Here is a 23,813-nt window from a genome sequence, read left to right on the forward strand (position 1 = left end):
CAAAACGAGCTGGAAGCGTGGCCGAGTGGTTTAAGGCAACGGTCTTGAAAACCGTCGATGGGCAACTATCCTAGAGTTCGAATCTCTACGCTTCCGCCATATTCGAAGCCCTGATTATTCAGGGCTTTTTGCGTTTCTGGGGCATAGGAAACCATCCACGGGACCATCCGTGGGTATCGTTTGTTTAGGCGCTTCCGATACTTCTTGCTTGGTCGGTTTCGCCAAGGCTCCAACTTAACTGGCTTCATCCCATTCTTACAGGCACGAAAAAGCCCGCCGAGGCGGGCTCCTCGCTTGCTACTGAGCGCTAGCCGCAGCCTCTCAAGCCAAATTGCATTACTGACAACTGCGCGGAAATCGGATCCGTAGGCTGGACCCAACCTTGCTCCACATCAGTAGCCTGCAGGCGTTTGATGCAGGCGTGGTCATGCCCGCTCCCGCAGGTTTTATTGCAGGGTCACTGGCTTCATGTCATCCGGTAATTGACGAATAGCTGCCTCTATCCGCTCGATCGGTGCCGCAAGTTCGTCCGCCTCCTTGTCCTTGCCCTCCCTTCTCAGGCGGTCACGCTCAAGGCGCAGGTTAAGCAAATTCTTCTGTAGTTTCAGGGCCGAGGTATTGAACGGATCCATGCTTTTCTCATGCTGTAGGCTTCCGTGCCGCTGTAGGAAAACTGGACCGTAGCAGTTCGAATTTGCTGGAGAAACTGATGTTTCATACAGGCAAATCCCACTACATAGATTCTTCCTACATTGCGCGGTAAAAGATCCTACAGTCAGCGTTTCAAATCATGTCTTTCAAACCCTCCTGAGCCCGCATGGTAGGTGGCGATGATAGGTGTTTGGCAATGCAGGCCCTCAAGGCGGATTGATCCAGAGGCTGCAGTGCTTTTCGAAACCTTATGTAGCAATTGCCGCCCCGCGCGCTACAGGTGGTCCGCATCCATCACCGCCTAGGTGAATGTCTGAGGCGCTTCCTGCGGCAAGTTGTTAAGCGGGTCGAAGTCATCCGCCGCTGTAGCGGCTGGCTGGGGCTGCTGTGCTGCAGCCGTGGTGATGTCCGCCGTCAGCAGGCCAGGTGGCAGCAGGGTACAGGCGAGCAGTGTACGGCTGAAACGGTGTGGCAGGGTGGTGGTCGAGTGGCGGGTAGACATCGGGCATCTGCGCCCATCCGCTTCGCCAAGAGCAGGTGTAGATGGTGCGCCCGCTCAATGGCTGGGTCTGGTGTCGCCGCCATGGCAATGACGAGTTGGCTGGTTGCCTGCGCAGAAGCTTCAGCGGTTGACCTGAAGCGAGTCACCGATCAGAACCTGCTCCGTGCGCAGGATGCGCGCGTAATCCAGAGCCAGGTTGCTCAACGACAGCGCATGTACATCCTCCGCCGGCCAAAGCCGGCCTTGCAGGTCGTGCTGGTCAAAGGTGAAGCAGGCATCTTCCACCACCACCACATCGAAACCGAGATTGCCCGCCGAGCGTGCGGTGGCTTCCACGGAGTTGTTGGTAATCACCCCGGCGATGACCAGTGCGTTGATGCTGCGCGCATGCAGCCAGCGCTCCAGGCCGGAGTTGGCGAAGGCATCGGGCACATGTTTGTCGAACACGGTTTCGCTGGCCAGTGGGGTAAATGCGGGCTGGAATTCGCAACCGGACTGGCCCGGCCAGAACACCGAGTCTACCGAGCGGGACAGGTGGCGCACATGGATCACCGGGCGTCCTGACCGACGCCACGCAGCCAGCAGATCGCCTATACGCAGTTCGGCCTCAGGGTTGTTGCGCCGGCCCAGGCGCGGGTGGTGGATACCAATCTGAAGGTCGATCAACAACAAGGCAGCGTTGGTCGCGAAAGCGGTCATGAAGGGATGGCACTCCTGGCAGGTTCGAGCGCTTGACCCTAGCACAGCGTGGATGACTGCAAAAATTGCTGTCACGCGTAAGGGCCAGATGCGCCGCTCTTGTGGGAGATGGCCCAGCTCTTTGGGCTGCGCTGTCGCGTAGATAACTGAAATTGCAAGCAATCCGCGTACCCGGTGGGAGCGGCTTTGGCCGCGAAGAATCCAACGCGGTGCATGGCACCGGCTGCGCCGGTGTTCGCGGCTGAAGCCGCTCCCACAGGGCCCCTGCTAATTCAATGAGTTATGTGCAGTTCTATGGGAGCGGCGCCTTGTGTCGCGAAAGGGGTGCGCAACGGCCTCAGGTTTTCGATGCATCCCTCAAGATTGCCGGGGCCGCCCTGCGGCCCTTTCGCGACGCAAAGCCGCTCCCACAAAAGAACCGGTGCCTCACATCTGATCCGCTTTTTTTCCATAAAGCTGAATCTGTAACGGTATCAGCCCAAGCCCGACAATATGCCCATTCCCGCATCACACTTGTAGAGGTTCCAATGGGCAAGCTCGCGCTATTCCTGGGTGGTTTTCTGCTGCTGACCATTCTGATCGGTATCCTTGGCACCATTCCGCCAAGCTGACGTTCACCACACCTATCCCTCGCGGCCTGCCTGTCCTTCGGGCGGGCCCATTCCTCTTCATTGTTGGCCGATTCACCCTACCGATTTGTACGATAAGTCATTCTTTGCACTGGGAAAACTGTCCACAAAAAACGTGGGTAGGTCTGTGGATAAAGTTCTGCAAGCCAAGCCTGTGGCGGGCTCTGTCAAATTGAGCAGAAATTGAACAGCCGTTTCAGGGCGTTGTTTCAGTAGGCCAGGCCGGCGCGGCGCAGGGCTGCCAGCAGGTCGCGTACCCGCGCCGGCAGCTCGCCGGCGGGGTACACGGCATGCATCTGCGGGTCCCGGCCGTTGCTGGAGGTCAGGCGGTACTGCGGGCATACCCGCACCAGCCGCCCGGCCTTGACCTGCGCTTCGCCGACCCAGGCGGCCAGGCGGGCGATACCGGCGCCGGCCAAGGTGCTGTGGTACACCGCGTCGCCTGAGTCCAGGCGCAGCCTGGGCCTGGGGCGCAGGCTGGTGATCTGGCCGTCGCGGCAGAAGTGCCAGGCCTTGAGGATGCGCGGGGCGGTGTGCAGGATCAGCGCGTGGCCCTCGAGGTCCTCGGGTTGTTGTGGCGTGCCGGCCAGTGCCAGGTATTCAGGGCTTGCATACAGGTGACGCTGGTAATCCCACAGCGGGTAGCCGATCAGCTCGCTCGACTGTGGGAAGGCACCGCGCACCACGAAGTCGAACTTGCCTCGCAGCGGGTCCAAGGCCCCGTCGCTGTACTGCACGTCCAGGGTTACCTGGGGGTGGCAGCGGGAAAACTCGGCAAGCACCTGGGGCAGGACATGTTCGCCCAGTACCTGCGGCACGGCGAAGCGGATCCAGCCTTGTGCACTGCCGCTGAGCGCGGCCAGTTCGTCGGCGGCATCACGTTGCACATCCAGCAAGCGTTCGGCGTGTGGCAGCAGGCGCTCGCCGGCTTCGGTCAGGGTCACGGCATTGGCGTTGCGGTTGAGCAGTTTGCTCCCGGCGTTGTCTTCCAGGGTTTGTACCGCGCGGGTTACCGCGCTGGGGGAGCGCCCCAGGGCGCGGGCGGCGGCGACGAAGCTGCGCTTGTGCGCCACGCTGACGAACGCCTGGATTTCCCGCAGCATGTCCAATGCCATTGCTTGCTCCTCGTTGCAGTTTTCGCAATATGGCATTTCAACACAAGCGCGGCACTTTGATTAGCCTTGCAGGCGTCTTCACTGCCTGGAACCGCGTCATGATGGATATCGCTGTGCTTTCCGTGTTCGCCTTCGCCGCTGGGCTGATCGACGCCGCCGTGGGTGGCGGTGGGCTGATCCAGATTCCGGCCTTGTTCAACGTGCTGCCCACCGCGCAACCGGCGGCATTGCTCGGAAGCAACAAGCTGGCGTCGGTGTGTGGCACGGCCTTCGCTGCGCGTTCGTTCATCCGCAGGGTGACGCTGGACTGGGGGTTGATCGTGCCGGCAGCGCTCAGTGCGTTCGTAATGTCGTTCGCCGGTGCCGCCACGGTGTCGCTGGTGCCGCCCAGCGTGATGCGCCCGGCGGTGCTGGTGCTGATCGTGCTGATGGCCATCTACACCTTCTGCAAGAAGGACTTCGGCACGCTGCACAAACCCACAAGGATCGGCCGCAAGGAGCAGTGCCTGGCGGTGCTGATCGGTGGCGCGATCGGTTTTTACGACGGCCTGTTCGGTCCGGGTACTGGCAGCTTCCTGATCTTCCTGTTCATCCGCTTCTTCGCTTTGGACTTTCTGCACGCCTCGGCGTCGGCCAAGGTGGTGAACATCGCCACCAACCTGGCGGCGCTGGTGTTCTTCGTGCCATCAGGCAATGTGCTGTACGCCATCGCCTTGCCCATGGCGGCTTGCAACATCCTCGGCGCGCTGACCGGTACCTGGCTGGCGGTGCGCAAGGGCGCGGGCTTTGTGCGTGGGTTGTTCCTGGTGCTCTTGTGCGTGCTGATCGCCAAGTTGACGTGGGACCTGCTGGGTGGCTAGTTCACATCGCCTGGCGTTGTGGCTCGGCCTGTTCGACGCGATTGCGGCCATGGGCCTTGGCGCGGTACAGCGCCTGATCGGCGCGTGCCAGCAGTTCATCGAGGGTGGGGGCCGGCATGTCGGCGGCACAACCGGCCAGGCCGATACTGACGGTAATCTGCAGGGACTGGCCGGCCTGCATCACATGCAGGTCCTGCACCGCACGGCGCAGGCGCTCGGCAGTGAACTTGGCCCGATCTGGCGCCAGGCCCGGTAGGACCACGACAAATTCCTCGCCGCCCAGGCGAGCGAACAGTTCACCATCGTGCAACTGGTCCTGCAGGGTGCTGGCGAACTGGCGCAGCACCTGGTCACCGACCGCATGGCCATGGACATCATTGATCGACTTGAAGTGGTCGATGTCCAGCATCATCAGGGTCAGCGGCAGCGCCTGGGCGTGTTGCTGGCGGCTTTCCAGCAGCGCGTTGGCGCGGCGGGTGAAGGCGCTGCGGGTGAGCACACCGGTGAGGTGGTCGATGCTGGCCTGATGCGCCAGGCGGGCCATCAGGCTGCGGTTTGCCTGGCTGACGCAGGCCACCACCAGCGGCCCGAGCACCAGCATGGCGATGCCCAGGCGCGCCGACATCAGTGTGGTCACTCCGGGCTCGCTTTGCGGCACGCTGAAATGCATGAGGTTTTGCGCCACCGCCACGATCAGCGTGCTGCCAGCGGTGAGTGTCAGCAGAGAAACCAGGAACGGTGAGTAAGTCCAGGCGCACCACAGCAGCGCGGCAATCGGGAAGGCAATGGCCCCGGGGCCGCCGAAGGCAATGCTGAACGCCAGCGAGGCCAGCAGCACCAGCAACGGCGCCAGGCGGATGGCCTGGGCGCCACCGCGCACCAGCGCTCGTGCCGTAGGGGCTGTCAGCAGCACTGGCAGCACCAGCACGCTGGTCGAGAACTGTTCACTGAACCAGGCCAGCCAGGTGGCGCGCAACGACTGTTCGAACCACGGCGCGGCCACTGCCGCCGCCATGCTGGCAGCCACTATTGCCCCGGCGGCACTGGCGCCGAACACGCTGAGGACGCCGTGGGGAGTACGCATCCGTCGGTGCAGGCGTGGCAAGCGCGAGAGCATCAGCCAGAGGGTGACCACCACGCCCAGGTTGCACAGGTTGAACCACAGGGCAGGCACCCAGGCGCTGCCGCACAGCAGGTCGGCGCCGACCATGGCCAGCCAGACCAGGGTAAAGCCCGTCAGCGTGGCTTGGCGGGGGTAGCGCAGTAGCACCCCAGCCAGGACCGCATTGACCGGCCAGAACAGCGACAGGGATTCGATCGGGCGGGCCAGGATGCCACCCAGGGTCAGGGCGAAGGTCAGGCCGAGTAGAACGACGTAGTGCAACAAGCGCGATTGGGCTGGAAAAACCATGGGCTCGACCGGCAAGGCGGGAACGAAATCCAGGACAACGGCTTGAAGCACCTGGGGCAATTGCGCATAAGTGTGTTTCGTCAGGGGACTTGATGTCAATCTGCCGCGATCGGTCGAGATAATGCCAAATTGCCTTCATTCGTAGCCAAACCCTACAGCCCAAAGAACCACGGCACCATCAACACGGTCACCAGCATTACCAGTATGGTGAACGGCACGCCAACTTTGACAAAGTCAGCGAAGCGGTATTGCCCCGGGCCAAGTACCAGGGTGTTCACCGGCGATGACACCGGCGTCATGAAGGCCGCCGAGGCAGCCAGCGCCACGGTCATGGCAAACGGGTAGGGCGACATGCCCAGCTGCGTGGCGGTGCTGACGGCCACGGGTGCCATCAGTACCGCAGTGGCCGTGTTGGAGATGAACAGGCCGATCACCGCCGTGACCGCGAACAGGCAGGCGAGGATGGCGCTGGGGCCGGCACCGCCCAGCACGCTGACCAGGCCGCCCACTGCCAGGTCGATGCCGCCGGTTTTCTGCAGTGCCTGGGCAAAGGGCAGCATACCGACGATCAGCACCAGGCTTTGCCAGTGGATGGCCCGGTAGGCGCTGTTCATGTCGATGCAGCGGCCTGCGCCCATCAGCAGGCAGCCGATCAGCGCGGCAATGACATTGGGGACCGCGCCGCTGACCATCAGCCCGACCATCACCGCCAGGCTCAGCAACGCCTGTGGTGCGCGGGTGCGGGCGGGCGCGACCAGGTCGATTTCTGCGGGCAGGCTCAGTACCAGGAAGTCCTTGGGCTTGCTTTGCAACTGGCGCACGGCTTTCCACGGGCCGACTACCAGCAGGGTGTCGCCCAGGCGCAGCTTTTCTTCCACCAGCTGTTCTTCGATCGCCACCTGCTCGCGGCGCAAGCCGACAACGTTGAGGTCGAAGCGAGTGCGAAAGGCCAGTTCGAGGATGCTCTTGCCGAGCAGTTTCGAACCTGGTGGCAGCAATACCTCGGCCATGCCCAGCTCCTGGGACTGGTCAATGAAGTAGGCGGCCTTGAAGTGCAGCGGCTCCAGCTGCATGGTCTGGCACAGGCTGCGCAGGTCGTCGCGGTTGGCGAACAGGTCGAGCAGCAGCACATCGCCCTGGTGCAGCACGGTGCTGGAGTCGGCGGCGATCACCCGCGTGGTGAACTTGTGCTGGCGCTCGATACCGATCACGTTGGCGCCATGCCGGGTGCGCAGCTCCAGCTCGCCCAGGGTATGACCGATCAGCGGTGAATGGGGGCGGATGCGCAGGCGCCGTTCACGGCCATTGAGCTTGTAGTCCAGCACCAGGTCCAGCAGGGTGCGGCGGCTTTCCACGCGGCCGTCCTTGCGCACTTCGCCATTCAGCCAGTGCCGGGTCAGCAGCATGTAGCCGATGCCCAGCACCAGCACCACCAGGCCGAACGGGGTGAAGCTGAAGAAGCTGAAGCCCGCTTCGCCATGGCGTACCAGCTCGCTGTGTACCACCACGTTGGGCGGTGTGGCCACCAGGCTGAGCATGCCGCTGATCAGGCCGGCGAAAGCCAGCGGCATCATCAGGCGGGCGGGCGAAAGCTGCAGGCGTGCAGCGATGCTCAGCACCACCGGAATGAAAATGGCCACCACGCCGGTGGAGCTCATCATCGAACCCAGCCCCGCCACGGCTACCATCAGCAACACCAGCAGGCGTGCCTCGCTGTTGCCGGCCCGCTCGCTCATCCATTCGCCGATACGGTAGGCAATGCCGGTGCGCACCAGGCCTTCACCGATCACGAACAAGGCGGCGATCAACACCACGTTGGGGTCACTGAAACCGGCCAGCGCCTGCTCCACGGTGAGGATGCCCGACAGCGGCAGGGCGAGGATCACCAGTAGCGCGACCACGTCCATGCGTGGGCGGTTGATGACGAACAGGGTGATGACGATGGCCAGCAGGCCGAGGACCCATAGCAGCTCTTGGTTCATGGGGAGGGGGTGTTCCTTCACACGGGGGCACGATAGACAGTAGCAGCCAGTGTGCCGGATTGTGCTGAAGGGGGTGTTGATGTACTGCAGGGTTTGCAAAACAAAAGGGGCCGCATTGCGGCCCCTTTGTCACTGGAATCAGTGACGGTGACGGTGGTGCTTGCCGTTGTTGTCGCCCAGGTGGTTGCCGATGGCACCACCGGCCGCACCACCCAGGCCGGCACCCACGGTGGAGCCGGTCTTGCCGCCCACCGCGCCGCCCAGCAGCGAACCGCCCGCCGAGCCCAGGCCACCGCCAATGGCGGCTTCGGTACGGTTGCCCTTGCGTGCACCTACCGCACTGCCGGCTGCGCCGCCGAGGCCGGCGCCGATGGCCGCCCCCGTTTTGCCGCCGATCTGTTGACCGACAACGTTACCCAGAACACCACCCAGGCCACCGCCAATGGCGGCGGTACCGTCACCGGCGAAAGCGCCCTGGCACAGCAGCAGGCCGAGGGCAAGGGAAGGCAGAGTCAGACGCATGATACGAACCTCAAAGGAATCATCAGGTTAAGGTGCCGCGCAATGGGCGGCGGGCCAGGGTTGAAAAAGACGTTTCAGCGGTAGTAGCGGTCACCACGATATCGACGATAGTCGTCATCATCGTCGTCGCGGTCATGCCGATGGTGGTGGCGATGGTCACGGTCACGCCAGCCATCGTCGTCGTCATGGTAGCGATGGCTATGGCACCCGGCAGTCAGCAGGACAACAGCAATCAGTGAAAGGCTTGCAAGACGGGTCATCACGATATAGGTCCTTGATCCGCAATGGTTTACGGCACACCTCCTGAGACTGGAAAGGATCCATTTGGTTTCGCTGGCAGGCAAAAAATTGTCGTGCCAGCGAGAGCGGCGGGAGTGAAGAGTGTTGAATCAGCGGGCTGGCTGGATCGCCAGCACCACACCGTTGGTGATCTGCACCAGCACGTAGCGCCCACCCATGTTTACCCAGTGGCTTTCCTTTTCCGGTGCTGGCAGGCCCTTGGCTTTCCAGTCCTTGATAGCCTGGTCATCGCGTTTGTACTGGTCGGGTGCCTTGTCGCCGACCTTGAGCTCTCGGTTGTGGGTTTCTGGTGTGGTGACGCTTTCTTCGTTGGAGGGGGCTGCGGTGGCAGCCAGGGGCAGGCTGGCAAGGACGGCGAACAGCAGGTGGTGCAGTTTCATGGTTATCTCCTTGTGACGGAATGCCTTATCTGCGACAGCCACCTGAGCGCGACAATTCACTCGCGATGCTTGCCAGTGCTAGAGTCGCCTTCTTTTTTATCCTGAGGATGGAACATGCGTGCGATTCTGCCGATGGCCGCGGCGTTGATGCTGGTCGGTTGTGCTTCTGCGACCATGGAAACGGCCCGAGGCGGCAAGCCGACCGCGCAGCTCGACTCGCACAAGGCGCCAGAGCTGGTGGCCCAGTGCATCCAGTTCAGCTGGCAGGAAGAGAAGGTATTCGGCGACGACGCCAGTGGTTATCTGGAACCACGCAAGCAAGGTGGCTTCACCGTGTATACCCGTGAGGCCGAGGCGTTCGTGGACGTGTACCCGCAGATGGGTGGGGCGCGGGTGGATTACTACGCGCAGAAGAACGACGGTGTGGCCCTGCAGCGCCGGGCGGCGGCGGCGACCTGCCTGTAACGGCTGGCGACTTCACATGGCTGGTTGACTTGGCAGGGGCTCTGTGGGGTCGGGTGGGAGCGGGCGCGCCCGCTCCCACAGTGACCGCGCCAGCTTTACAATTTTTAGCAAGGCAGTCCTGTCGCAGGGAGATTGGTGGGGGCTAGCATGAGCCCCCACGAATCAAGGAAGACACCATGGACCGCTCACTGCAACTCAACCGCGCCAGCTGGGATGAACGTGCCCCGCTGCACGCTGCTTCCAACGACTACGAAGTCGAACGGCTCGTCCAGCATCCCGAACACCTTTCCGAGACCGTACGCTTCGACCTGCCATTGCTTGGCAATATCGACGGGCTCAACGCCGTCCACCTGCAGTGCCACATCGGTACCGATACCCTCTCGCTGGCGCGCCTTGGTGCCAAGGTCTGTGGCCTGGACTATTCCGCGGCTTCGCTGGCCGAGGCGCGTGCGTTGGCCCAGCGCTGTGCGGCACCCATCGCGTATGTCGAGTCCGACGTCTACGCCGCCGACAAGGTGTTGCCGGCCGGCACGTTCGACCTGGTCTACACCGGCATCGGCGCGCTCTGCTGGCTGCCTCGCATCGAGCCGTGGGCGCGTACTGTCGCGGCCCTGCTGAAGCCGGGTGGTCGGTTGTTCCTGCGCGACGGGCACCCGATGCTGATGGCAGTCAACGAAGACCACCAGGACCGCCTGCAACTCGAATACCCGTATTTCGAACACGAAGAGCCGACGGTGTGGCACAACGACCAAACCTACGTCGAAACCGAGCAGCGCCTTTCCCACACCGAAACCCACGAGTGGAACCACGGCCTGGGCGAGGTGATCAGCGCCTTGCTGGCCCACGGCCTGCAACTGACCGTCCTGGTCGAGCACCAGAGCATCCCCTGGGAGGCGCTGCCGGGGCAGATGGTCAAGGGCGACGACGGTGAATATCGCCTGCGCGAGCAGCCCGCACGCCTGCCCCTGAGCTACACCCTGGTTGCAGTAAAAGCCTGATCAGGACAGGTAGCCACCGTCGACATTGAGTGCGGTACCGGTGGTGTAGCTGGAAGCATCGCTGGCCAGGTATAACACGGCGCCGGCCATTTCCTTGGGGTCGGCCACGCGCTTGAGCGGGATCTGCTGCAGCGCGGCGTTGAGGATGGCGTCGTTCTTCACCAGTGCCGAGGCGAACTTGGTGTCGGTCAGGCCTGGCAGCAGGGCGTTGCAGCGGATCCCGAACTGCGCGCACTCCTTGGCGAAGACCTTGGTCATGTTGATGACTGCCGCCTTGGTCACCGAGTAGATGCCCTGGAACAGGCCGGGTGAAACCCCGTTGATAGACGCCACGTTGATGATGCTGCCGCCACCATGCTCGCGCATCAGCTTGCCGGCCTCGACCGACATGAAGAAGTAGCCCCGGATGTTCACGTCCACGGTCTTCTGGAAAGCACCCGGGTCGGTATCCAGCACGTTGCAGAACTGCGGGTTGGTAGCGGCATTGTTGACCAGGATGTCCAGCCGCCCGAATTGTTCGCGGATGCCGGCAAACACCTGCTGGATCTGCTCCAGTTCACCGATGTGGCAGGCTACCGCCGTTGCCTTGCCACCGGCGGCGATGATGGCGTCAGCCACCTGCTGGCAACCGTCGAGCTTGCGGCTGGACACGATCACATGGGCACCTTGCTGGGCCAACAGGTGGGCGATGGCCTCGCCGATACCACGGCTGGCGCCGGAAACGAAGGCAATCTTGCCGTCGAGGTCGAACAGGTGGGTCTTGGACATGCTGTTTTCCTTGTTATCCGTCGTCGAGGTCGGGGCTCAGAGGCTGGACTTGGCGATGACCTGCAAGGTCATCTGCTCCAGCAAGCGGTTCATGTGGATGAACTGGGCAAAGCGCTTGTCCTGGGTCTGGCCGTGGTAATAGCGGTAGTAGATCTGCTGGACGATGCCGGCCAGGCGGAACAGGCCATAGCAATAGTAGTAATCGAAGTTGTCCAGGCGGATGCCGGCGCGCTCGGCGTAGTAATCGACGAACTGGCGGCGGGTGAGCATGCCCGGTGCGTTGCTCGGCTGGCGACGCATCAGCTGCACTGGCGCCGGGTCGTCGGCCTCGATCCAGTAGGCCAGGCTGTTGCCCAGGTCCATCAGCGGGTCGCCCAGGGTGGCCATTTCCCAGTCCAGCACACCGATGATGCGCATGGGGTTGTCGGCATCGAGGATCACGTTGTCGAAACGGTAGTCGTTGTGCACGATGCCGGGCCGCGGGTGGTCGGCGGGCATTTTCTCATGCAGCCAGGCGGTCACCTGTTCCCAGCGCGGGGCGTCAGGGGTCAGGGCCTTTTCATAGCGGCTGGTCCAGCCCTCGATCTGGCGCTGCACATAGCCTTCCGGTTTGCCCAGGTCGGCCAGGCCGCAGGCGTTGTAGTCCACCTGGTGCAGTTCCACCAGGCGGTCGATGAAGCTCTTGCACAGGGCCTCGGTGCGGTTGGCGTCAAGGTCCAGCTCGGCCGGGATGTCCGAGCGCAGGATAACGCCCTTGACCCGCTCCATCACATAGAACTCTCCGCCGATCAGGCTGCTGTCGGTGCAGTGCACATAGGCCTTGGGGCAGTAGGGGAAGCCGCTGTTGAGCTGGTTGAGGATGCGAAACTCGCGGCCCATGTCGTGGGCCGACTTGGCCTTCTGCCCGAACGGTGGACGGCGCAGCACGAAGTCGCGGCCCGGGTAGCTGACCAGGTAGGTAAGGTTGGAGGCGCCGCCAGGGAACTGGCTGATGCTCGGCAGGCCATCCAGGCCGGGGATGTTGGCTTTGAGGTAAGGGTCGATGACAGCCGCGTCGAGTTCTTCGCCGGGGCGTACCTGGGTGGACTGGTCGGTGAGCGTCATGCGTTTTCCTTATTCTCGATCGCAAGGACTATTGGCTAATCTAATGGTCCGCCGGGGATGGGACAAGCGTGCCAGATGCCATATAGGTGAGGGTGTTGCTGTTTGATCAACTGCCTTGATAGCGCTCACTTGTTTTTGTGGAAGTGCCCACAAGCCAGGCGGCCTTGTGCGGGCTGTTGGGCACGGGCAAAAAAAAACCGAAGCCGGTCAGGCTTCGGTTTTTCGATCATCCGCTATTTCCAGCCCTCAGGACGGGAACAGCTCGCTGAGCTTCATCGACAGCATCATGTCGCCTTCAACGCGCAGCTTGCCGCCCATGAATGCCTGCATGCCGTCGGTTTCGCCGCTGACGATACCCTTCAGGGTTTCGCTATCCATCACCAGGGTGCAGTTGGCATCCGGGTTTTCGCCTTCCTGCAGGTCGCAGGTGCCGTCCTTGACGATCAGCGCGTAGCGCTTGTCTTCGTCGGTGATGTTGAAGCCGAACACCAGGTCCAGGCCGGCGGCAGCGGATGGGTTGAACTTCTCTTGCATCTTTTTGACGGCATCAGCTACGGAGGTCATGGCGCATTCCTTATAGAGTGATTTACACGTCCCCGCAGGGACACAACAAGCCGGGCTCATCGATAGGTGACAAGCTCCGGCGCCCTCAACAGCTGCACATGGGCCTGGCTGTTGAAGGAAGCCAGTGCCACGTCGCGGCCGCGGAACTTCAGCTGGCTGAGCGACGTGTTGATGATCTGCCAGTTCAGCGCGAACGCCTGTCCGGGGGTAATACGGGTAACCAGGTGGAGCAGGGCGGCAATGGTACCGCCCGAGGTGAAGATGGCGATATTGTCGCCGCTACCGGCAGCATCCAGTACGCGCTGCAGGCCGCCTTGCACGCGGGCGGTGAACGCCTGCCAGGTCTCCAGGTCATCGTCGGCATGTTCGCCATCGTGCCAGCGCTGCACCATCAGTGCGAACAGGCGCTGGAACTCGCTGCGGTGCTGCGCGCCATTGCGCAGGATGTGCAGGGCGTCGGGCTCCTGAGGCAGCAGCCCGGGCAACAAGGCGCGGATCACACCATCGGCATCGAACTCATTGAATGCTGTATCGGTCTCAACAGCCGGCACCGGGCAGCCATTGGCGTGCAATGCATCCAGGGCTAGGCGCGCGGTATCCTGCTGGCGGCGCAGGTCGCCTGCCACGCAGCGGTCCAGCCTTACACCGAGCTGGGCCAGGTGCTCACCCAGGGCCTGGCTCTGGCGCACGCCCACGGGCGAGAGGACATCGTAGTCATCGGCGCCGAAGGAGGCTTGGCCATGTCGGATCAGGTAGAGGTTGCCCACGAAAGGTTCCGGCCTGTTGGAGGTTGCTGCGAGGTTAGGATGCGGCACACGGGCTGTCAACGAAAAAACATACAAGCGTTTGAAAAGGTTGTTTGAAAGGTGTTGCCAGCGTTTGCCACGGCTGGCAGCACCTCAGGCGCAACGGTATGCTTGCTACAGTTACGCGCCGTAGTGGCGCAAGTCTTTAAGGAGTCAACGTGGAGTTTCTTGCTGAATACGCAAGCTTTCTCGCCAAAACCGCCACCCTGGTCATCGCCATCCTGATAGTGCTGTCGGCCATCGCCGGGCTGCGCGGCAAGGGGCGGCGCAAATCGGGTGGGCAATTGCAGGTCACTCGCCTGAACGAGTTCTACAAGGACCTGCGCGAGCGCCTGGAATCCGGCCTACTCGACAAGGCCCAGCTCAAGGCCCTGCGCAAGCAGCAGGCCAAGGCGGAAAAGCGGCAGAAGAAGGGCAAGGCCGAGGAAAAGGGCCGGGTCTTCGTGCTGGATTTCGATGGCGACATCAAAGCTTCTGCCACCGAAAGCCTGCGCAACGAAATCACCGCGCTGCTCACCCTCGCCACCCCGCGCGACGAGGTGGTGCTACGCCTTGAAAGCGGTGGTGGCCTGGTGCACAGCTATGGCCTGGCCGCATCGCAGCTGGCGCGCATTCGCCAGGCCGGCATCCCGTTGACCGTGTGCATCGACAAGGTAGCCGCCAGTGGCGGGTACATGATGGCCTGCATTGGCGAGAAGATCGTCAGCGCACCGTTCGCCGTACTGGGTTCCATTGGCGTGGTGGCGCAGCTGCCCAACGTCAACCGCCTGCTGAAGAAGCACGACATCGATTTCGAAGTGCTGACCGCCGGTGAATACAAGCGCACCCTGACCGTGTTCGGCGAGAACACCGAGAAAGGCCGGGAGAAGTTCCAGGAAGACCTGGACATCACCCACCAGCTGTTCAAGGACTTCGTTTCCCGCTATCGCCCGCAGCTGCACATCGACGAAGTGGCCACCGGCGAAGTCTGGCTGGGCGTCGCGGCACTCAACCGCAAGCTGGTGGACGAGTTGCAGACCAGCGACGAGTACCTCAGCGAACGCGCGCGCAACGCCAACCTGTTCCACCTGCACTACGCCGAACGCAAGAGCCTGCAGGAGCGAATCGGCATGGCTGCCAGTGGCACCGTGGAGAACACAGTGGTGGGCTTGTGGAGTAAACTCGGCCGCCTGCGCTAACACCTTGAACCCGTTGAAATTTTTTTTCGTTCAGGGGGTTGCAAGGTTAAAGGAATGAAGACATAATGGCGCCCATCGAAACGCAGCAAACTTTGAAAAAGGTTCAGCGTTTCAAGGAGATAGCGAAGCGCAAGCTGCTAGATCCGACATTTGAGGCCGAGTAGCAAAGTGGTTATGCTCCGGATTGCAAATCCGTCTACGCCGGTTCGATTCCGACCTCGGCCTCCACCATTCGAAAGCCCCGCAACCATTGAGGTTGCGGGGCTTTTTTAATGCCTGCGGATTTTGTTGACCCCGGCCATTTGGGACAATCCTGGGGCTCACGGCTGATACCTCTCATCAATCCAGCGCCCAGGCGCCAGAGCGGGTGTAGGTTCGGGTTGGGTTTCGTGCGGGGAAAGCTGGAGCTGGTTGCCGGCCTGCAGCTGGCTGTCGGGGATGCAGCTGATGCCGTCGCGCCAGTCGAAACCGAAGGTCCAGCAGGTTGCGCCGCGCTCGTCGTCCTGGAAGGCGTCAACACCTTTGCGCAATTCGCCTGCGCTGGCGCCGGTGGCCAGCAGCAGGAGGCAGAGGGCGAGGCGGGTCATTAATAGTCATCCCAGTTCAGTTCTTTGATGAAGTCGCCACCCGAGCACAGTCGCTCGTCTGCAATCGCGTCCACGCCATTGAGATCTTCCAGAGCAGTCTTGGCACGCTCCATGGCGAGCTGGGCATGTCCGAGCTGGTGCCGCTTCCTCACTTTGTAGGAATGAAGGGCCTTCGCTTTATCCGGATACGCAAACCGGCGCCTATCCCGTCAGTGCTAATCTCGTCGATATAGCGGAAGTGGTCCGGCCAAGCCGGTTGCTGTCTTCAGGCATGACTTCGTCCTTGGCCGCCATATCGCGGCAGTTGGCGAAAAAAGTTTAAGTTCTGGTGACTTTAATCTGTGGCGGGGTGTCCACCGGTCACGAGGAGTGCTTCGCTCCTCATCAGCGGTGGATCACATGAGCTCTATTAGCAAGGATCAACAGTTTCATGCGTACGAACTGCTTCGAAAGCTCGATACCTACACGGCTCAAACGATGAGTCAGGTTGTGTATGGTGTGACGTCCTCCTCCAACTGGCGATCGGATTGCGACCAGCACCGACGCATTTTTGAAGAATGGATGGCTTTTGCTGCAACGATGCACCTGCCTGAGCCGCCGGACGAAGGCTGATCGCCGCTTGTCCGATTCAGTTTTCAGTATCTCCCGCTGCGGTTGATAACCGCTTCGTGTTCGCTATTGTGAACGTTCACCTATCGCATACAACTAAAGTCGTAGGAGATCGACATGAGGATACGCGGTGAAGTTTTCTGGCAATGGGCTGATCCTTCGCTTCACCACCGCACTCATGACGAGACCCTTGGCGATGGAACGCACATAGATGTCCAGGTGCGACTGTCGCGCGCAGGTAACACGCAAATGTTCATTGGAGTCTATGCCTCGACGGGCATGGCCCTTCACGAGGAGGCGTTCGATTCCCGTCCCGGTGAATCAATGACCAGGGCTTTAGCCTGGGGCGTCGGACGGGCTCGCCGCATTGCCACAGAAACTCTCCCAAAATCCGACCAGGTAGCCTGCTCGTGATAGGGGAGAGGGGTTGCTGGTGCGTTTCGCGGTAGCCAGCCAGGAACAGCAGGTAGTCGCTGTGGGTGCGCTGGTCTTCGAAGCCATTACTGTCCTTGCGCAGTTCTTGCTCGCTCAGGCCTAGCGGGTTGAGCCTGATGAGCACATCGCGTGGGTCGGTGTTGCTGGATCGGTTTTCTGTGGGCTGGGAAAGCCTCAATTATAAGATGCGCGCCTGTCGCACGGAGGACGCGCAATGTCGGGAACTGATAGCTTTAAGAATCTGTACAAGAAGATGGATGCCACGTCGAAAACTAGGTTTCATGCCTCTCGGCGCCTGCGCCTGCATGCGAAGCTTTCGACCTATACGGTCGTCATCCTGTCTCTGGTTCTGATCCTGGTATCTCTAATGCAGGCCTACGATCTAGGCGCAAATATCAAAAGGAAGGAGGTAGTCCTTCTTCAGGTTTTTGCATCGATCGCGGTGCTTGTGTATTCGCTGCTGATCGAGAAGAACGACTTTTCCAACAGGTCAGAGAAGATGTATTCCTACGCCTCTAAGCTAGGCGAGCTGAAGCAGGAGGCTCACCCACATAAAACTGCAGGTACCTTCGACCAGAAGAAATATGACGAGAGCTGGAAGGGGTACCACGACGTCCTGAAGCTTTACGAGACCCACTCGAACAACGATTTTCGAGGCGATTACCTCCGGGCAAAGCTTGAAATGCCTGAGGACTACCCTATGGATGGGTGGCAGAAATTTACGATGTCGGCAAAGGTTTGGGGCTCTTACGTCTTGAATTTCGCAACCTACCCCATGGTTGCTGCTGTTTTGGTTCTTGCTCTTTATTGGGTCTGGGTTGGATTTGGGCCTGCAACTGGTGAGTCTGTAGCGACACTTCAGTCCCCACAGAAGCAGTCGATGTCTTCGGCTAAGTAGTCGAAATCAAAATCCGTCTGCCTGGCGCGTTGGTCCGCTGACCAGGCAAGCGACCGGTAATTAGGGCGGTCCTGTCTGAACACCTGGCCGAACCGTTCTTCGGTGCCGGACCACCAGATCACCCGGGAAGGATCTTCCTGGATGGTCCTAATCAGCTTGGCCTCGTTCTTCTTCCAGCAAAGGTCGCAGTTGCCGTAGTCCGAGTCCATGCCAAGGTCAAAAGGTTGCTCGGCCCAGAAAGCTGCCACGTCCACCTTGATGACGCCGGCGACGTAGGATGGGCATACGCATCGGCGCTGAAGCCCAGCATGGACAGGGCTTTCTTGATGGCGTCGGTCAACGACTTCTTCGGCGCCTCACCATCAGAGGTCATGCCGTACTTGGTCTTGTACTGGTGCCGGGTGCACCCGTACTGCTCGACCTCGCCGCGCTGGCCGTCCTGCATGAACCAGAGCTGGATTTTGACGGTGTGGCCGATCTCCCGGCCCAAGCAGATTCGCTTGTCGCCTTCGCCGGAAAACACCTCGTGACCGTCGTCGAATCGCTCCTCAAGCACCTTCCAGCCCCAACCGATACCGACCGGGCCGAACATTTCGGTCGCCTTCATGACCATCGCGGTGCCGTTCAGGTTGGTGATCTTCTGGCCGCCGACCTCGGCGTTCTTGGTGCAGCGGGTATCGGTGGTCTGCACCTGCTCCCAGATGCGCATGTTGGTTGTGGGCATTGGAAAACCTCGCGCCAGGCCGGCGCCGTCAGTTGAAATAGGGGAAATGCCAGGTCAAGCCCTGATGTAGGCCAAGCGGCCTGTGCGTCGGCTATGGTTGTGCGCTATGGCGGGCATTTGCGCCTCACCGGGACGCGAAGAAAAGCGGCGATAAATGCTTGCAGATGCTGCGCTATAGCGGCGGCGGATGGTTTGGTTTACGGATTTCTAAACAAAACTTGCAGGATTTTGCGTTTATTATGTCGGCATTTTTCAGTATCTTGCTCTAATTCCCACGGGTGCTTCAAATTCCCTGTATAGTGACTGCGTAGCCGTTTTCTGCGGCTTCTCACTTAAGAGGTAGCTTTTATGCACCAGGCCATATCCCCAGAGACGCAGCGTGCCCATGAGCGCTTGAATGAACAGACTGACTTGTTCATCAAGCAGGGAGGCCAAATTGAAAGCGTTCCTTCTGGAGTCAGCGGCGTGCTAGCGAGCAAGCCGAAGGTCGTTTGGACGAACCCTCACACGGCCAAGCCGATTCACAAACGATAGCGCGCCCAGATGCACTGCTTGCTCGCTCCATGGTGAACGTGAGGGTGTTGGCGCTGATGGAAAATTGACCCACCCTGCCGATTGAAATTTGACCCAGGGCGGATTGCTGATTTTGTTACCAGCAACTGTGGATAAGTCTACCAGCGCAGCTGCTGTTGCCCCCACTCCTTCGCTAGCCCAGTTCAGTTGTTTAAGACCTGCCACACGCAGCCATGTAGCAGGCCGTCGTCGCCATGAAATCAGAACGGCTCATCGTCCTCCGGTTCCTGGCCGCCCTTACGCTTTCGCTCCCGTGATTTGATCTTGGCCTGGGCCGCCAAGCTACTGTGTTGCAGGCGATAGGACTCGTTACCGGTTTCGACGATGTGGCAGTGGTGGGTCAGCCGATCCAGCAGGGCGGTGGTCATCTTGGCGTCGCCGAACACGCTCGACCATTCGGCGAAGCTCAGGTTGGTGGTGATCACCACGCTGGTGTGTTCGTACAGCTTGGACAGCAGGTGAAACAGCAACGCACCGCCAGCCTGGCTGAACGGCAGATAACCCAGTTCGTCGAGGATGACCAGATCCATGCGCAGCAGTGCCTGGGCGATCCGCCCGGCTTTGCCGTCGTGTTTTTCGCGCTCCAGCAGATTGACCAGATCGACCGTGGAGTAGAAGCGCACGCGCTTACCGTGCCGGGTGATGCCGGACACGGCCAGCGCGGTGGCTAGGTGGGTTTTACCGGTGCCTGGCCCACCGATCAGCACCACGTTCTGCGCGGTGTCGGTAAAGGCCAGGCTGGCCAGCTCGCTGATCAGGCGTGCGTCGGCGCTAGAGGCGTTGAAATCGAAGCTGGCCAGATCGCGGTGCATCGGCAGCTTGGCCATGTTCATCTGGTGGCTCACCGAGCGCATGGCGCGATCTGTGTGCTCTTGTTCCAGCAGGTGTTCGAGCAGCCACTTGGATGAGGCTGTGTTCGACTCACCCTGTGCAGTTAACTCCGCCCAGGCCGTGGCCATGCCGTGCAGGCGCAGTTCCTTGAGTTCCGCCATCAAATCACGCATGACCGATCTCCTTGGTCTGGCCACGCAGGCGGTCGTAGCGCGCCGTGTTGGCGACGGGGGCTTCCTTGAGCGACAAGTGGGTTTCGACGCTGGGCGGCGGTTCGGATGCTGTCAGCCGTGCCACGACATTGAGGATGTGTTCGGCGCTCAGGCTGCCGCTCTCCAGTACCAGCTCAACGGCTACCAGCACGGCATCGAGTCCGGCGACCGGTACGGCAGCCAGGACTTGCGCCATGATCCGGTCACCGCCGGCATGACGCCCCAGACCGTGCTTAAGCTGACGCAGCGGCGCTGGCAGATCAGTAAAGGGCGCTCCGTTGCGCAGCGCGCCGGGCTTGCGCTCAATCAGCGGGATGTAGTGCTGCCAGTCGTAGCTGACCTGTTCGCGATCCAGCAAGCGCGCATGGCTGGCAATCAGCGCATCATCGGCCACCACCTCGATGCGGGTCGGATACAAACGGCTGCTGACCCACTTACCCGCGTACTCACACGGCACCGAGTAACGGTTGCGCCCGACACTGACCAGGCAGGTGCTGGAGACCCGCGCAGGCCGCTCGACGTAACCGTCGAAGGCCGCGGGCATAGGCATCAGTTCGGCGCGCTCCAACTCCAGTACCTCGGCCACACTGAGCCCGCTGTATTGAGGGTGCGTCAGCTCGTTCCAAAGCGCGCGGCAGCGCTGGCCCAGCCAGGCATTGAGTTCCTCGAAGGAGTGAAACTGGCAGTCCTGGGCGTCTAGCCAGATACGCCTGCGGCTGTCTTGCACGTTCTTTTCAACGATGCCCTTTTCCCAACCAGCGGCGACGTTGCAGAAGTCCGGATCGAACAGGTAATGCGCGCACATCACCGCAAAGCGCGCATTCACCGCCCGGCCTTTGCCCTTATTGACCTTGTCGACGGCGGTCTTCATGTTGTCGTAGATGCCCCGGCGCGGCACGCCGCCCAAGGAGCCGAACGAGCGTGTATGGGCGTCAAATAACATCTCATGGCCCTGGCTCGGATACGCCACAAGCCAGAACGCACGGCTGGCACACAGCTTCAGATGTGCCACCTGCATACGCCGGTAAATGCCGCCGACCAGCAAGCCTTCCTCGCTCCAGTCAAACTGAAACGCCTCGCCAAGAGCAAAGGTCAGCGGCACAAAGGCCTGCGACGCCTTGCCCTGTCCCCCTCGCCAGGCACGGATAAACGCGGTGAGCTGGCTGTAGCCACCGTCATAACCTTCGGCTTTGATTTGCGCCAACAGCGCCTTGGCACTGCGCCGCTGTTGCTTGGGCCGCAGCGAATCGGCTTTTAGCGCCTGCTCCAGCGTGGCGTGAAAAGGGCTGAGTTTGTTGAAGATCGCGCGGCGTTGGTAGACCGGCGGCTTGGCCTCAGGTGCTCTGACCCACTTGCGAATCGTGTTGCGCGCCAACCCGGTGCGCTTGGCTATCTCATGCAGCGACAGCTTGTCGCGGAAATACATCCGGCGAATTTTGCCCATCATTTCCATACTGATCACCCTGTGTTCTCCTGCTCAAAAATTGAGCAGAAGCAGTTGAACACCTGGGTCAGTTTTCAGTCGGCAGAACAGCCTCTACTGGGTCAGTTTTCGGTCAGCAGCAACACGTGAGGGCACAACCTTGTTTGATGCGCCAAGTGATTCAGATATTGCCGTGCGGATTGGAGTGAGCGAGGCGGATGTAGCTCTTTACCGGGGTGATACATTTCGATTGAAAGATGGTTCGTGGCTCATCCATTTTTCCTTCGCAATGCCCCAAGAGCTACGGCAAAGCCTTACCGGCAGTTTCACCCTCCTTTTCAAAATGAAAGAAACAGGCGACAGGCGTATGAGTGAGCTGGATTGAGCATACGATCTGGATGCCAACTCAGCCCAAGCCCTGTCCCAGTGGTCCGCTTTATCTCTTCTGGAAGAGTGGGAAGCGCATACTCAAATAGCTCAGGACTTCTGAGCATTGAGAGGTGTGTATGTCCAGAGATAGGTATGGCGTAGATAGTGACAGACAGGTCAGTCAGCCAGCCGATAATGAGGGGCGGCTACAGAGATCAGTCGATCAGAGTGAGAGCGCTTTCCAAGAGAACTGTGACGACAATTTCGACAGCCCTCCCTTTCGAAGAGGGCAGAAGCAGGGCCCGCCGGACCCATCGAGGGTATCCCATGCAGAGCGTTATAGTTATCACAAGCGCCCATTGGAATAACGTTCAGCTGTAGATGGGCCTAAATGTAAAAGCCTGGCCCGGTGCCGGGCTCTTTGGGTGTTGATTTCGCGCCAAATGACCAAGTGGCGGGCCCGCTGGTAGGAGTTCACACCCGAACCTCGTAGCCCAAGGTCGACTCTCCGCAGATGCAGGCCCGGCAGTTCCAGGCCTGCGGATTTTCGATACTGGCCAGTTCGGCCTGGTGCATCGCGGCCGCGAAGGTTGGACCCTTGAACAACATCAGCACCCGGTCGCCGGGCATTGCCTGACTCTCGGGCAGTTCAGCGACCTGCTCATCAATGAGCGTGGTGATCAGTGGCGTTGTCATGCAGCCTCCTTGCGCCGAACGGCAATACGCCGAATGCGCTCGCAGTAATGTTTGAACTCGTTGGAGTCGATGACGAGGATCGAGGATGGAGAAGTAGGCGACGACCATCGTCTCCGCCTTCGCATCCTCCACCGGGCCAGACCCGGTAGAAGCATCGTCTCGATTGCTGCCTCGATGGCGCTCACCGCCACGCTGTGGGGATTCATTCCGCGTCCTCGGCCTGGGCCAGCACCGCTTCCTTGGCAAAAGGAGTGCGTAGCTGCCGAGCTATCTCTTCAAGCTGGCCCATCGCGAACTCATCCACCGCTTGGGCGAAGCGCTCGTAGGTCACGCCACGCTGGTGGAAGTTGCGCTGGAAGACTACGTTACGGCGCGCCAACAGCATCCGCGATGCCATCGTCGAACCAGCGCGCCTCAGCTTCCTCAGCCGCGCTCTCGCTCACCGGAGGCGGCAACTGGTTGTCGTACTGCCATTGTGCTGCTCGAAGTGCGCCCATGGCGGTCCTCCTACACAGATGGGGTGGATGGTAGGTTTGTTTGTGGGCGGGGTAAGTCGTGAATAGCGCTCGGATAAAGTCGCGTAGTGCGCTGATGTATGCAATTGCCTTAGAATGCTCGCCTTTCACCCCTCAAAGGAATGAATACGTGGTGAGCAATAACGCAATCTGCTGCCCGCAATGCCAAGGTCAAAACGTCCAGCTTCTGTCTATCATCCATGCTGCTGGCACTTCTCACATACAAGCAACCCACCAAGCGCAGTCCCAATCCGGATTCGGACCAAGCGTGACCGTTGAAACTTCAGGTCGGCATCAGACCAATTTGGCGGCAAGCGTCGGTCCACCTCCAGGTAAGCGCTTGCTTGGCCCGGTCATCCTTACGGGGGTTGGTGCAATCATCTTGTACGATGGCCTCAAGCTTATGAACACCTTCTGGGGCGTTGATTGGTCAAGGTTCTTCATAGGCGCGATATTTATCACCGTCGGTGTAATTGGATTCGTTCGCCACTGGAAATTCAACGTCGCACAGTACGACAAATTGGAAGAGTGGCGCCGCACTTGGATGTGCCACGCTTGTGGCACTCGATTCATTCCGTAAACGGTATTGAGAGGGCACCTGCGGGTGCCTTTTCTTTTGGCAGAGCTGTTCAGTATTGCGCTGGAGGAGAGGAACAATGCCGGACGCTATCGTCCCATGGCATCCGTATCAGCGAACCCTTGATCAGCCTAAATCCCCCTCAACGATAAGCAACTCACGACGATAGGCGCGTAATGCCATCGCCTTTGCTTGCGAATAGGCGGGATCGGCATAGCACGCCTGGGCCTGGGCATAACTGTCGAACTCGACCGCCAGCGCCCGTGTGCTGGTATGCGACTCGACCAGCGCTGTCGAATCGAGAGCCTTGAGCCTGGCGCCATAATGCTCGGCGATTGGCGCCCACAACCGGCCATATTCCTGCTGCGCCTGCGTGTCGGTAACAGCAGTCCCCAGAATGATCCAGTAACCTTTCATCAATTACTCCTGT

At 60.6% G+C, this 23,813-nt stretch carries 27 protein-coding genes, 2 tRNA genes and 2 pseudogenes; 11 read left to right on the plus strand and 20 right to left on the minus strand.

Features of this window, described 5'->3' with window-relative positions:
* Window positions 1–11: 11 nt before the first annotated feature.
* Window positions 12–99: transfer RNA gene (locus IMX18_RS07520), tRNA-Ser, on the plus strand.
* 347 nt (window positions 100–446) lie between these two features.
* Here IMX18_RS07520 and IMX18_RS07525 read toward each other — a convergent pair.
* The 3 genes from IMX18_RS07525 to IMX18_RS07535 form a co-directional block, all read right to left on the minus strand.
* Window positions 447–632, minus strand: coding sequence for a hypothetical protein (locus tag IMX18_RS07525; RefSeq protein WP_015270917.1), 186 nt, complete (start codon window positions 630–632; stop codon window positions 447–449).
* A gap of 320 nt (window positions 633–952) precedes the next feature.
* Window positions 953–1,153 (minus strand): hypothetical protein, encoded by a 201-nt coding sequence (locus tag IMX18_RS07530; protein WP_013973221.1) that lies wholly within the window; start codon window positions 1,151–1,153, stop codon window positions 953–955.
* A gap of 120 nt (window positions 1,154–1,273) precedes the next feature.
* Window positions 1,274–1,852 (minus strand): cysteine hydrolase family protein, encoded by a 579-nt coding sequence (locus tag IMX18_RS07535; RefSeq protein WP_100412886.1) that lies wholly within the window; start codon window positions 1,850–1,852, stop codon window positions 1,274–1,276.
* 275 nt (window positions 1,853–2,127) lie between these two features.
* On the opposite strand from IMX18_RS07535, the gene IMX18_RS07540 reads away from it, so the two are divergent.
* Window positions 2,128–2,463, plus strand: a complete 336-nt coding sequence (locus IMX18_RS07540; RefSeq protein ID WP_137109024.1) for a hypothetical protein — start codon at window positions 2,128–2,130, stop codon at window positions 2,461–2,463.
* A 227-nt stretch (window positions 2,464–2,690) separates the two neighbouring features.
* Here IMX18_RS07540 and IMX18_RS07545 read toward each other — a convergent pair whose 3' ends face one another.
* A complete protein-coding gene (locus IMX18_RS07545) occupies window positions 2,691–3,596 on the minus strand; it encodes a LysR family transcriptional regulator (protein ID WP_100412884.1) in 906 nt (301 codons plus the stop codon).
* Between the two features lie 98 nt (window positions 3,597–3,694).
* Here IMX18_RS07545 and IMX18_RS07550 point away from each other — a divergent pair, with 98 nt between their 5' ends.
* Window positions 3,695–4,456 carry a sulfite exporter TauE/SafE family protein gene (locus IMX18_RS07550; RefSeq protein WP_015270913.1) on the plus strand — a complete coding sequence of 254 codons (762 nt, stop codon included), beginning with the start codon at window positions 3,695–3,697 and terminating at the stop codon, window positions 4,454–4,456.
* Window position 4,457: 1 nt separating this feature from the next.
* Here the strand turns inward: IMX18_RS07550 and IMX18_RS07555 are convergent, their stop codons facing one another.
* From IMX18_RS07555 to IMX18_RS07575, 5 genes are all read right to left on the minus strand, one after another.
* Window positions 4,458–5,882 carry a GGDEF domain-containing protein gene (locus IMX18_RS07555; protein WP_015270912.1) on the minus strand — a complete coding sequence of 475 codons (1,425 nt, stop codon included), beginning with the start codon at window positions 5,880–5,882 and terminating at the stop codon, window positions 4,458–4,460.
* A 137-nt stretch (window positions 5,883–6,019) separates the two neighbouring features.
* The gene (locus IMX18_RS07560) at window positions 6,020–7,849 is read right to left on the minus strand and encodes an SLC13 family permease (RefSeq protein ID WP_039614496.1); all 1,830 of its coding nucleotides are present in this window, start codon (window positions 7,847–7,849) and stop codon (window positions 6,020–6,022) included.
* 138 nt (window positions 7,850–7,987) lie between these two features.
* Complete coding sequence (locus tag IMX18_RS07565; RefSeq protein ID WP_013973215.1) at window positions 7,988–8,371, minus strand: glycine zipper domain-containing protein; 384 nt, start codon at window positions 8,369–8,371, stop codon at window positions 7,988–7,990.
* 74 nt (window positions 8,372–8,445) lie between these two features.
* A complete protein-coding gene (locus tag IMX18_RS07570) occupies window positions 8,446–8,631 on the minus strand; it encodes a hypothetical protein (RefSeq protein ID WP_217190161.1) in 186 nt (61 codons plus the stop codon).
* Between the two features lie 129 nt (window positions 8,632–8,760).
* Window positions 8,761–9,051 (minus strand): RcnB family protein, encoded by a 291-nt coding sequence (locus IMX18_RS07575; RefSeq protein WP_100412883.1) that lies wholly within the window; start codon window positions 9,049–9,051, stop codon window positions 8,761–8,763.
* 114 nt (window positions 9,052–9,165) lie between these two features.
* On the opposite strand from IMX18_RS07575, the gene IMX18_RS07580 reads away from it, so the two are divergent.
* Complete coding sequence (locus tag IMX18_RS07580; protein WP_100412882.1) at window positions 9,166–9,516, plus strand: hypothetical protein; 351 nt, start codon at window positions 9,166–9,168, stop codon at window positions 9,514–9,516.
* Window positions 9,517–9,692: 176 nt separating this feature from the next.
* Window positions 9,693–10,514, plus strand: a complete 822-nt coding sequence (locus IMX18_RS07585; RefSeq protein ID WP_061304094.1) for a class I SAM-dependent methyltransferase — start codon at window positions 9,693–9,695, stop codon at window positions 10,512–10,514.
* On the opposite strand, the gene IMX18_RS07590 is transcribed toward IMX18_RS07585, so the two are convergent.
* From IMX18_RS07590 to IMX18_RS07605, 4 genes are all read right to left on the minus strand, one after another.
* Window positions 10,515–11,282, minus strand: coding sequence for an SDR family oxidoreductase (locus tag IMX18_RS07590; RefSeq protein WP_015270905.1), 768 nt, complete (start codon window positions 11,280–11,282; stop codon window positions 10,515–10,517). It abuts the gene before it with no gap.
* Window positions 11,283–11,318: 36 nt separating this feature from the next.
* Window positions 11,319–12,386 (minus strand): phosphotransferase family protein, encoded by a 1,068-nt coding sequence (locus tag IMX18_RS07595; RefSeq protein ID WP_061304092.1) that lies wholly within the window; start codon window positions 12,384–12,386, stop codon window positions 11,319–11,321.
* Window positions 12,387–12,632: 246 nt separating this feature from the next.
* Entirely contained in the window at window positions 12,633–12,950 is a 318-nt protein-coding gene (locus tag IMX18_RS07600; RefSeq protein WP_102083443.1) for an SCP2 sterol-binding domain-containing protein, read from the minus strand.
* A 56-nt stretch (window positions 12,951–13,006) separates the two neighbouring features.
* The gene (locus tag IMX18_RS07605) at window positions 13,007–13,717 is read right to left on the minus strand and encodes a histidine phosphatase family protein (protein WP_015270903.1); all 711 of its coding nucleotides are present in this window, start codon (window positions 13,715–13,717) and stop codon (window positions 13,007–13,009) included.
* A gap of 197 nt (window positions 13,718–13,914) precedes the next feature.
* Here IMX18_RS07605 and sohB point away from each other — a divergent pair, with 197 nt between their 5' ends.
* Together sohB and IMX18_RS07615 are read left to right on the plus strand one after the other, a co-directional pair.
* Complete coding sequence (gene sohB / locus IMX18_RS07610) at window positions 13,915–14,934, plus strand: protease SohB (protein WP_015270902.1); 1,020 nt, start codon at window positions 13,915–13,917, stop codon at window positions 14,932–14,934.
* 154 nt (window positions 14,935–15,088) lie between these two features.
* Window positions 15,089–15,162, plus strand: a tRNA-Cys gene (locus IMX18_RS07615).
* A gap of 92 nt (window positions 15,163–15,254) precedes the next feature.
* On the opposite strand, the gene IMX18_RS07620 is transcribed toward IMX18_RS07615, so the two are convergent.
* On the minus strand, window positions 15,255–15,521 hold the full coding sequence (locus tag IMX18_RS07620; protein ID WP_139657808.1) for a hypothetical protein: 267 nt from the start codon (window positions 15,519–15,521) through the stop codon (window positions 15,255–15,257).
* Between the two features lie 399 nt (window positions 15,522–15,920).
* Here IMX18_RS07620 and IMX18_RS07625 point away from each other — a divergent pair, with 399 nt between their 5' ends.
* The 3 genes from IMX18_RS07625 (at window position 15,921) to IMX18_RS07630 (ending at window position 17,463) form a co-directional block, all read left to right on the plus strand.
* Entirely contained in the window at window positions 15,921–16,133 is a 213-nt protein-coding gene (locus tag IMX18_RS07625; RefSeq protein WP_139657807.1) for a hypothetical protein, read from the plus strand.
* Between the two features lie 114 nt (window positions 16,134–16,247).
* Window positions 16,248–16,544, plus strand: a complete 297-nt coding sequence (locus IMX18_RS27955) for a hypothetical protein (protein ID WP_043935719.1) — start codon at window positions 16,248–16,250, stop codon at window positions 16,542–16,544.
* Between the two features lie 235 nt (window positions 16,545–16,779).
* On the plus strand, window positions 16,780–17,463 hold the full coding sequence (locus IMX18_RS07630) for an SLATT domain-containing protein (RefSeq protein WP_015270898.1): 684 nt from the start codon (window positions 16,780–16,782) through the stop codon (window positions 17,461–17,463).
* A 283-nt stretch (window positions 17,464–17,746) separates the two neighbouring features.
* On the opposite strand, the pseudogene IMX18_RS07635 reads toward IMX18_RS07630, so the two are convergent.
* Window positions 17,747–18,187 (minus strand): annotated as a pseudogene (locus tag IMX18_RS07635) (Rad52/Rad22 family DNA repair protein); the annotation flags it as partial.
* Between the two features lie 348 nt (window positions 18,188–18,535).
* Between IMX18_RS07635 and IMX18_RS28395 the strand changes: the two are divergent.
* Entirely contained in the window at window positions 18,536–18,721 is a 186-nt protein-coding gene (locus tag IMX18_RS28395) for a hypothetical protein (RefSeq protein ID WP_015270896.1), read from the plus strand.
* A gap of 239 nt (window positions 18,722–18,960) precedes the next feature.
* Here the strand turns inward: IMX18_RS28395 and istB are convergent, their stop codons facing one another.
* The 5 genes and pseudogenes from istB to IMX18_RS07660 all read right to left on the minus strand — a co-directional run bounded on the left by istB (window position 18,961) and on the right by IMX18_RS07660 (window position 23,800).
* Entirely contained in the window at window positions 18,961–19,764 is an 804-nt protein-coding gene (gene istB / locus IMX18_RS07640; protein ID WP_011911830.1) for an IS21-like element ISPst3 family helper ATPase IstB, read from the minus strand.
* Window positions 19,757–21,256 carry an IS21 family transposase gene (istA, locus tag IMX18_RS07645; RefSeq protein WP_116826081.1) on the minus strand — a complete coding sequence of 500 codons (1,500 nt, stop codon included), beginning with the start codon at window positions 21,254–21,256 and terminating at the stop codon, window positions 19,757–19,759. The genes istB and istA overlap by 8 nt, the downstream gene beginning before the upstream one ends.
* An 813-nt stretch (window positions 21,257–22,069) precedes the next feature.
* Window positions 22,070–22,291: a hypothetical protein gene (locus IMX18_RS07650; RefSeq protein WP_015270895.1), complete on the minus strand. Its 222-nt coding sequence runs from the start codon at window positions 22,289–22,291 to the stop codon at window positions 22,070–22,072.
* 202 nt (window positions 22,292–22,493) lie between these two features.
* A pseudogene (locus tag IMX18_RS07655) lies at window positions 22,494–22,788 on the minus strand (hypothetical protein).
* Between the two features lie 721 nt (window positions 22,789–23,509).
* Window positions 23,510–23,800 (minus strand): DUF1330 domain-containing protein, encoded by a 291-nt coding sequence (locus IMX18_RS07660; protein WP_015270891.1) that lies wholly within the window; start codon window positions 23,798–23,800, stop codon window positions 23,510–23,512.
* Between the last annotated feature and the right edge of the window lie 13 nt (window positions 23,801–23,813).

The organism is Pseudomonas shirazica (assembly GCF_015168335.1).
Classification (GTDB): Bacteria; Pseudomonadota; Gammaproteobacteria; order Pseudomonadales; family Pseudomonadaceae; genus Aquipseudomonas; species Aquipseudomonas asiatica.

What these genes read in the sequence shown, in the direction of transcription:
- IMX18_RS07595 (WP_061304092.1), bottom strand. Translation starts at nt 12,386, where the DNA reads ATGACGCTCACCGACCAGTCCACCCAGGTACGCCCCGGCGAAGAACTC.
- IMX18_RS07620 (WP_139657808.1), bottom strand. Translation starts at nt 15,521, where the DNA reads ATGACCCGCCTCGCCCTCTGCCTCCTGCTGCTGGCCACCGGCGCCAGC.
- IMX18_RS07630 (WP_015270898.1), top strand. Translation starts at nt 16,780, where the DNA reads ATGTCGGGAACTGATAGCTTTAAGAATCTGTACAAGAAGATGGATGCC.
- IMX18_RS07540 (WP_137109024.1), top strand. Translation starts at nt 2,128, where the DNA reads ATGAGTTATGTGCAGTTCTATGGGAGCGGCGCCTTGTGTCGCGAAAGG.
- IMX18_RS07545 (WP_100412884.1), bottom strand. Translation starts at nt 3,596, where the DNA reads ATGGCATTGGACATGCTGCGGGAAATCCAGGCGTTCGTCAGCGTGGCG.
- IMX18_RS07580 (WP_100412882.1), top strand. Translation starts at nt 9,166, where the DNA reads ATGCGTGCGATTCTGCCGATGGCCGCGGCGTTGATGCTGGTCGGTTGT.
- IMX18_RS28395 (WP_015270896.1), top strand. Translation starts at nt 18,536, where the DNA reads ATGCACCAGGCCATATCCCCAGAGACGCAGCGTGCCCATGAGCGCTTG.
- IMX18_RS07560 (WP_039614496.1), bottom strand. Translation starts at nt 7,849, where the DNA reads ATGAACCAAGAGCTGCTATGGGTCCTCGGCCTGCTGGCCATCGTCATC.
- IMX18_RS07530 (WP_013973221.1), bottom strand. Translation starts at nt 1,153, where the DNA reads ATGTCTACCCGCCACTCGACCACCACCCTGCCACACCGTTTCAGCCGT.
- IMX18_RS27955 (WP_043935719.1), top strand. Translation starts at nt 16,248, where the DNA reads ATGAGGATACGCGGTGAAGTTTTCTGGCAATGGGCTGATCCTTCGCTT.
- IMX18_RS07585 (WP_061304094.1), top strand. Translation starts at nt 9,693, where the DNA reads ATGGACCGCTCACTGCAACTCAACCGCGCCAGCTGGGATGAACGTGCC.
- IMX18_RS07600 (WP_102083443.1), bottom strand. Translation starts at nt 12,950, where the DNA reads ATGACCTCCGTAGCTGATGCCGTCAAAAAGATGCAAGAGAAGTTCAAC.
- IMX18_RS07525 (WP_015270917.1), bottom strand. Translation starts at nt 632, where the DNA reads ATGGATCCGTTCAATACCTCGGCCCTGAAACTACAGAAGAATTTGCTT.
- IMX18_RS07660 (WP_015270891.1), bottom strand. Translation starts at nt 23,800, where the DNA reads ATGAAAGGTTACTGGATCATTCTGGGGACTGCTGTTACCGACACGCAG.
- IMX18_RS07570 (WP_217190161.1), bottom strand. Translation starts at nt 8,631, where the DNA reads ATGACCCGTCTTGCAAGCCTTTCACTGATTGCTGTTGTCCTGCTGACT.
- IMX18_RS07575 (WP_100412883.1), bottom strand. Translation starts at nt 9,051, where the DNA reads ATGAAACTGCACCACCTGCTGTTCGCCGTCCTTGCCAGCCTGCCCCTG.
- IMX18_RS07550 (WP_015270913.1), top strand. Translation starts at nt 3,695, where the DNA reads ATGATGGATATCGCTGTGCTTTCCGTGTTCGCCTTCGCCGCTGGGCTG.
- IMX18_RS07650 (WP_015270895.1), bottom strand. Translation starts at nt 22,291, where the DNA reads ATGACAACGCCACTGATCACCACGCTCATTGATGAGCAGGTCGCTGAA.
- IMX18_RS07625 (WP_139657807.1), top strand. Translation starts at nt 15,921, where the DNA reads ATGAGCTCTATTAGCAAGGATCAACAGTTTCATGCGTACGAACTGCTT.
- IMX18_RS07590 (WP_015270905.1), bottom strand. Translation starts at nt 11,282, where the DNA reads ATGTCCAAGACCCACCTGTTCGACCTCGACGGCAAGATTGCCTTCGTT.
- IMX18_RS07535 (WP_100412886.1), bottom strand. Translation starts at nt 1,852, where the DNA reads ATGACCGCTTTCGCGACCAACGCTGCCTTGTTGTTGATCGACCTTCAG.
- istA (WP_116826081.1), bottom strand. Translation starts at nt 21,256, where the DNA reads ATGGAAATGATGGGCAAAATTCGCCGGATGTATTTCCGCGACAAGCTG.
- istB (WP_011911830.1), bottom strand. Translation starts at nt 19,764, where the DNA reads ATGCGTGATTTGATGGCGGAACTCAAGGAACTGCGCCTGCACGGCATG.
- IMX18_RS07565 (WP_013973215.1), bottom strand. Translation starts at nt 8,371, where the DNA reads ATGCGTCTGACTCTGCCTTCCCTTGCCCTCGGCCTGCTGCTGTGCCAG.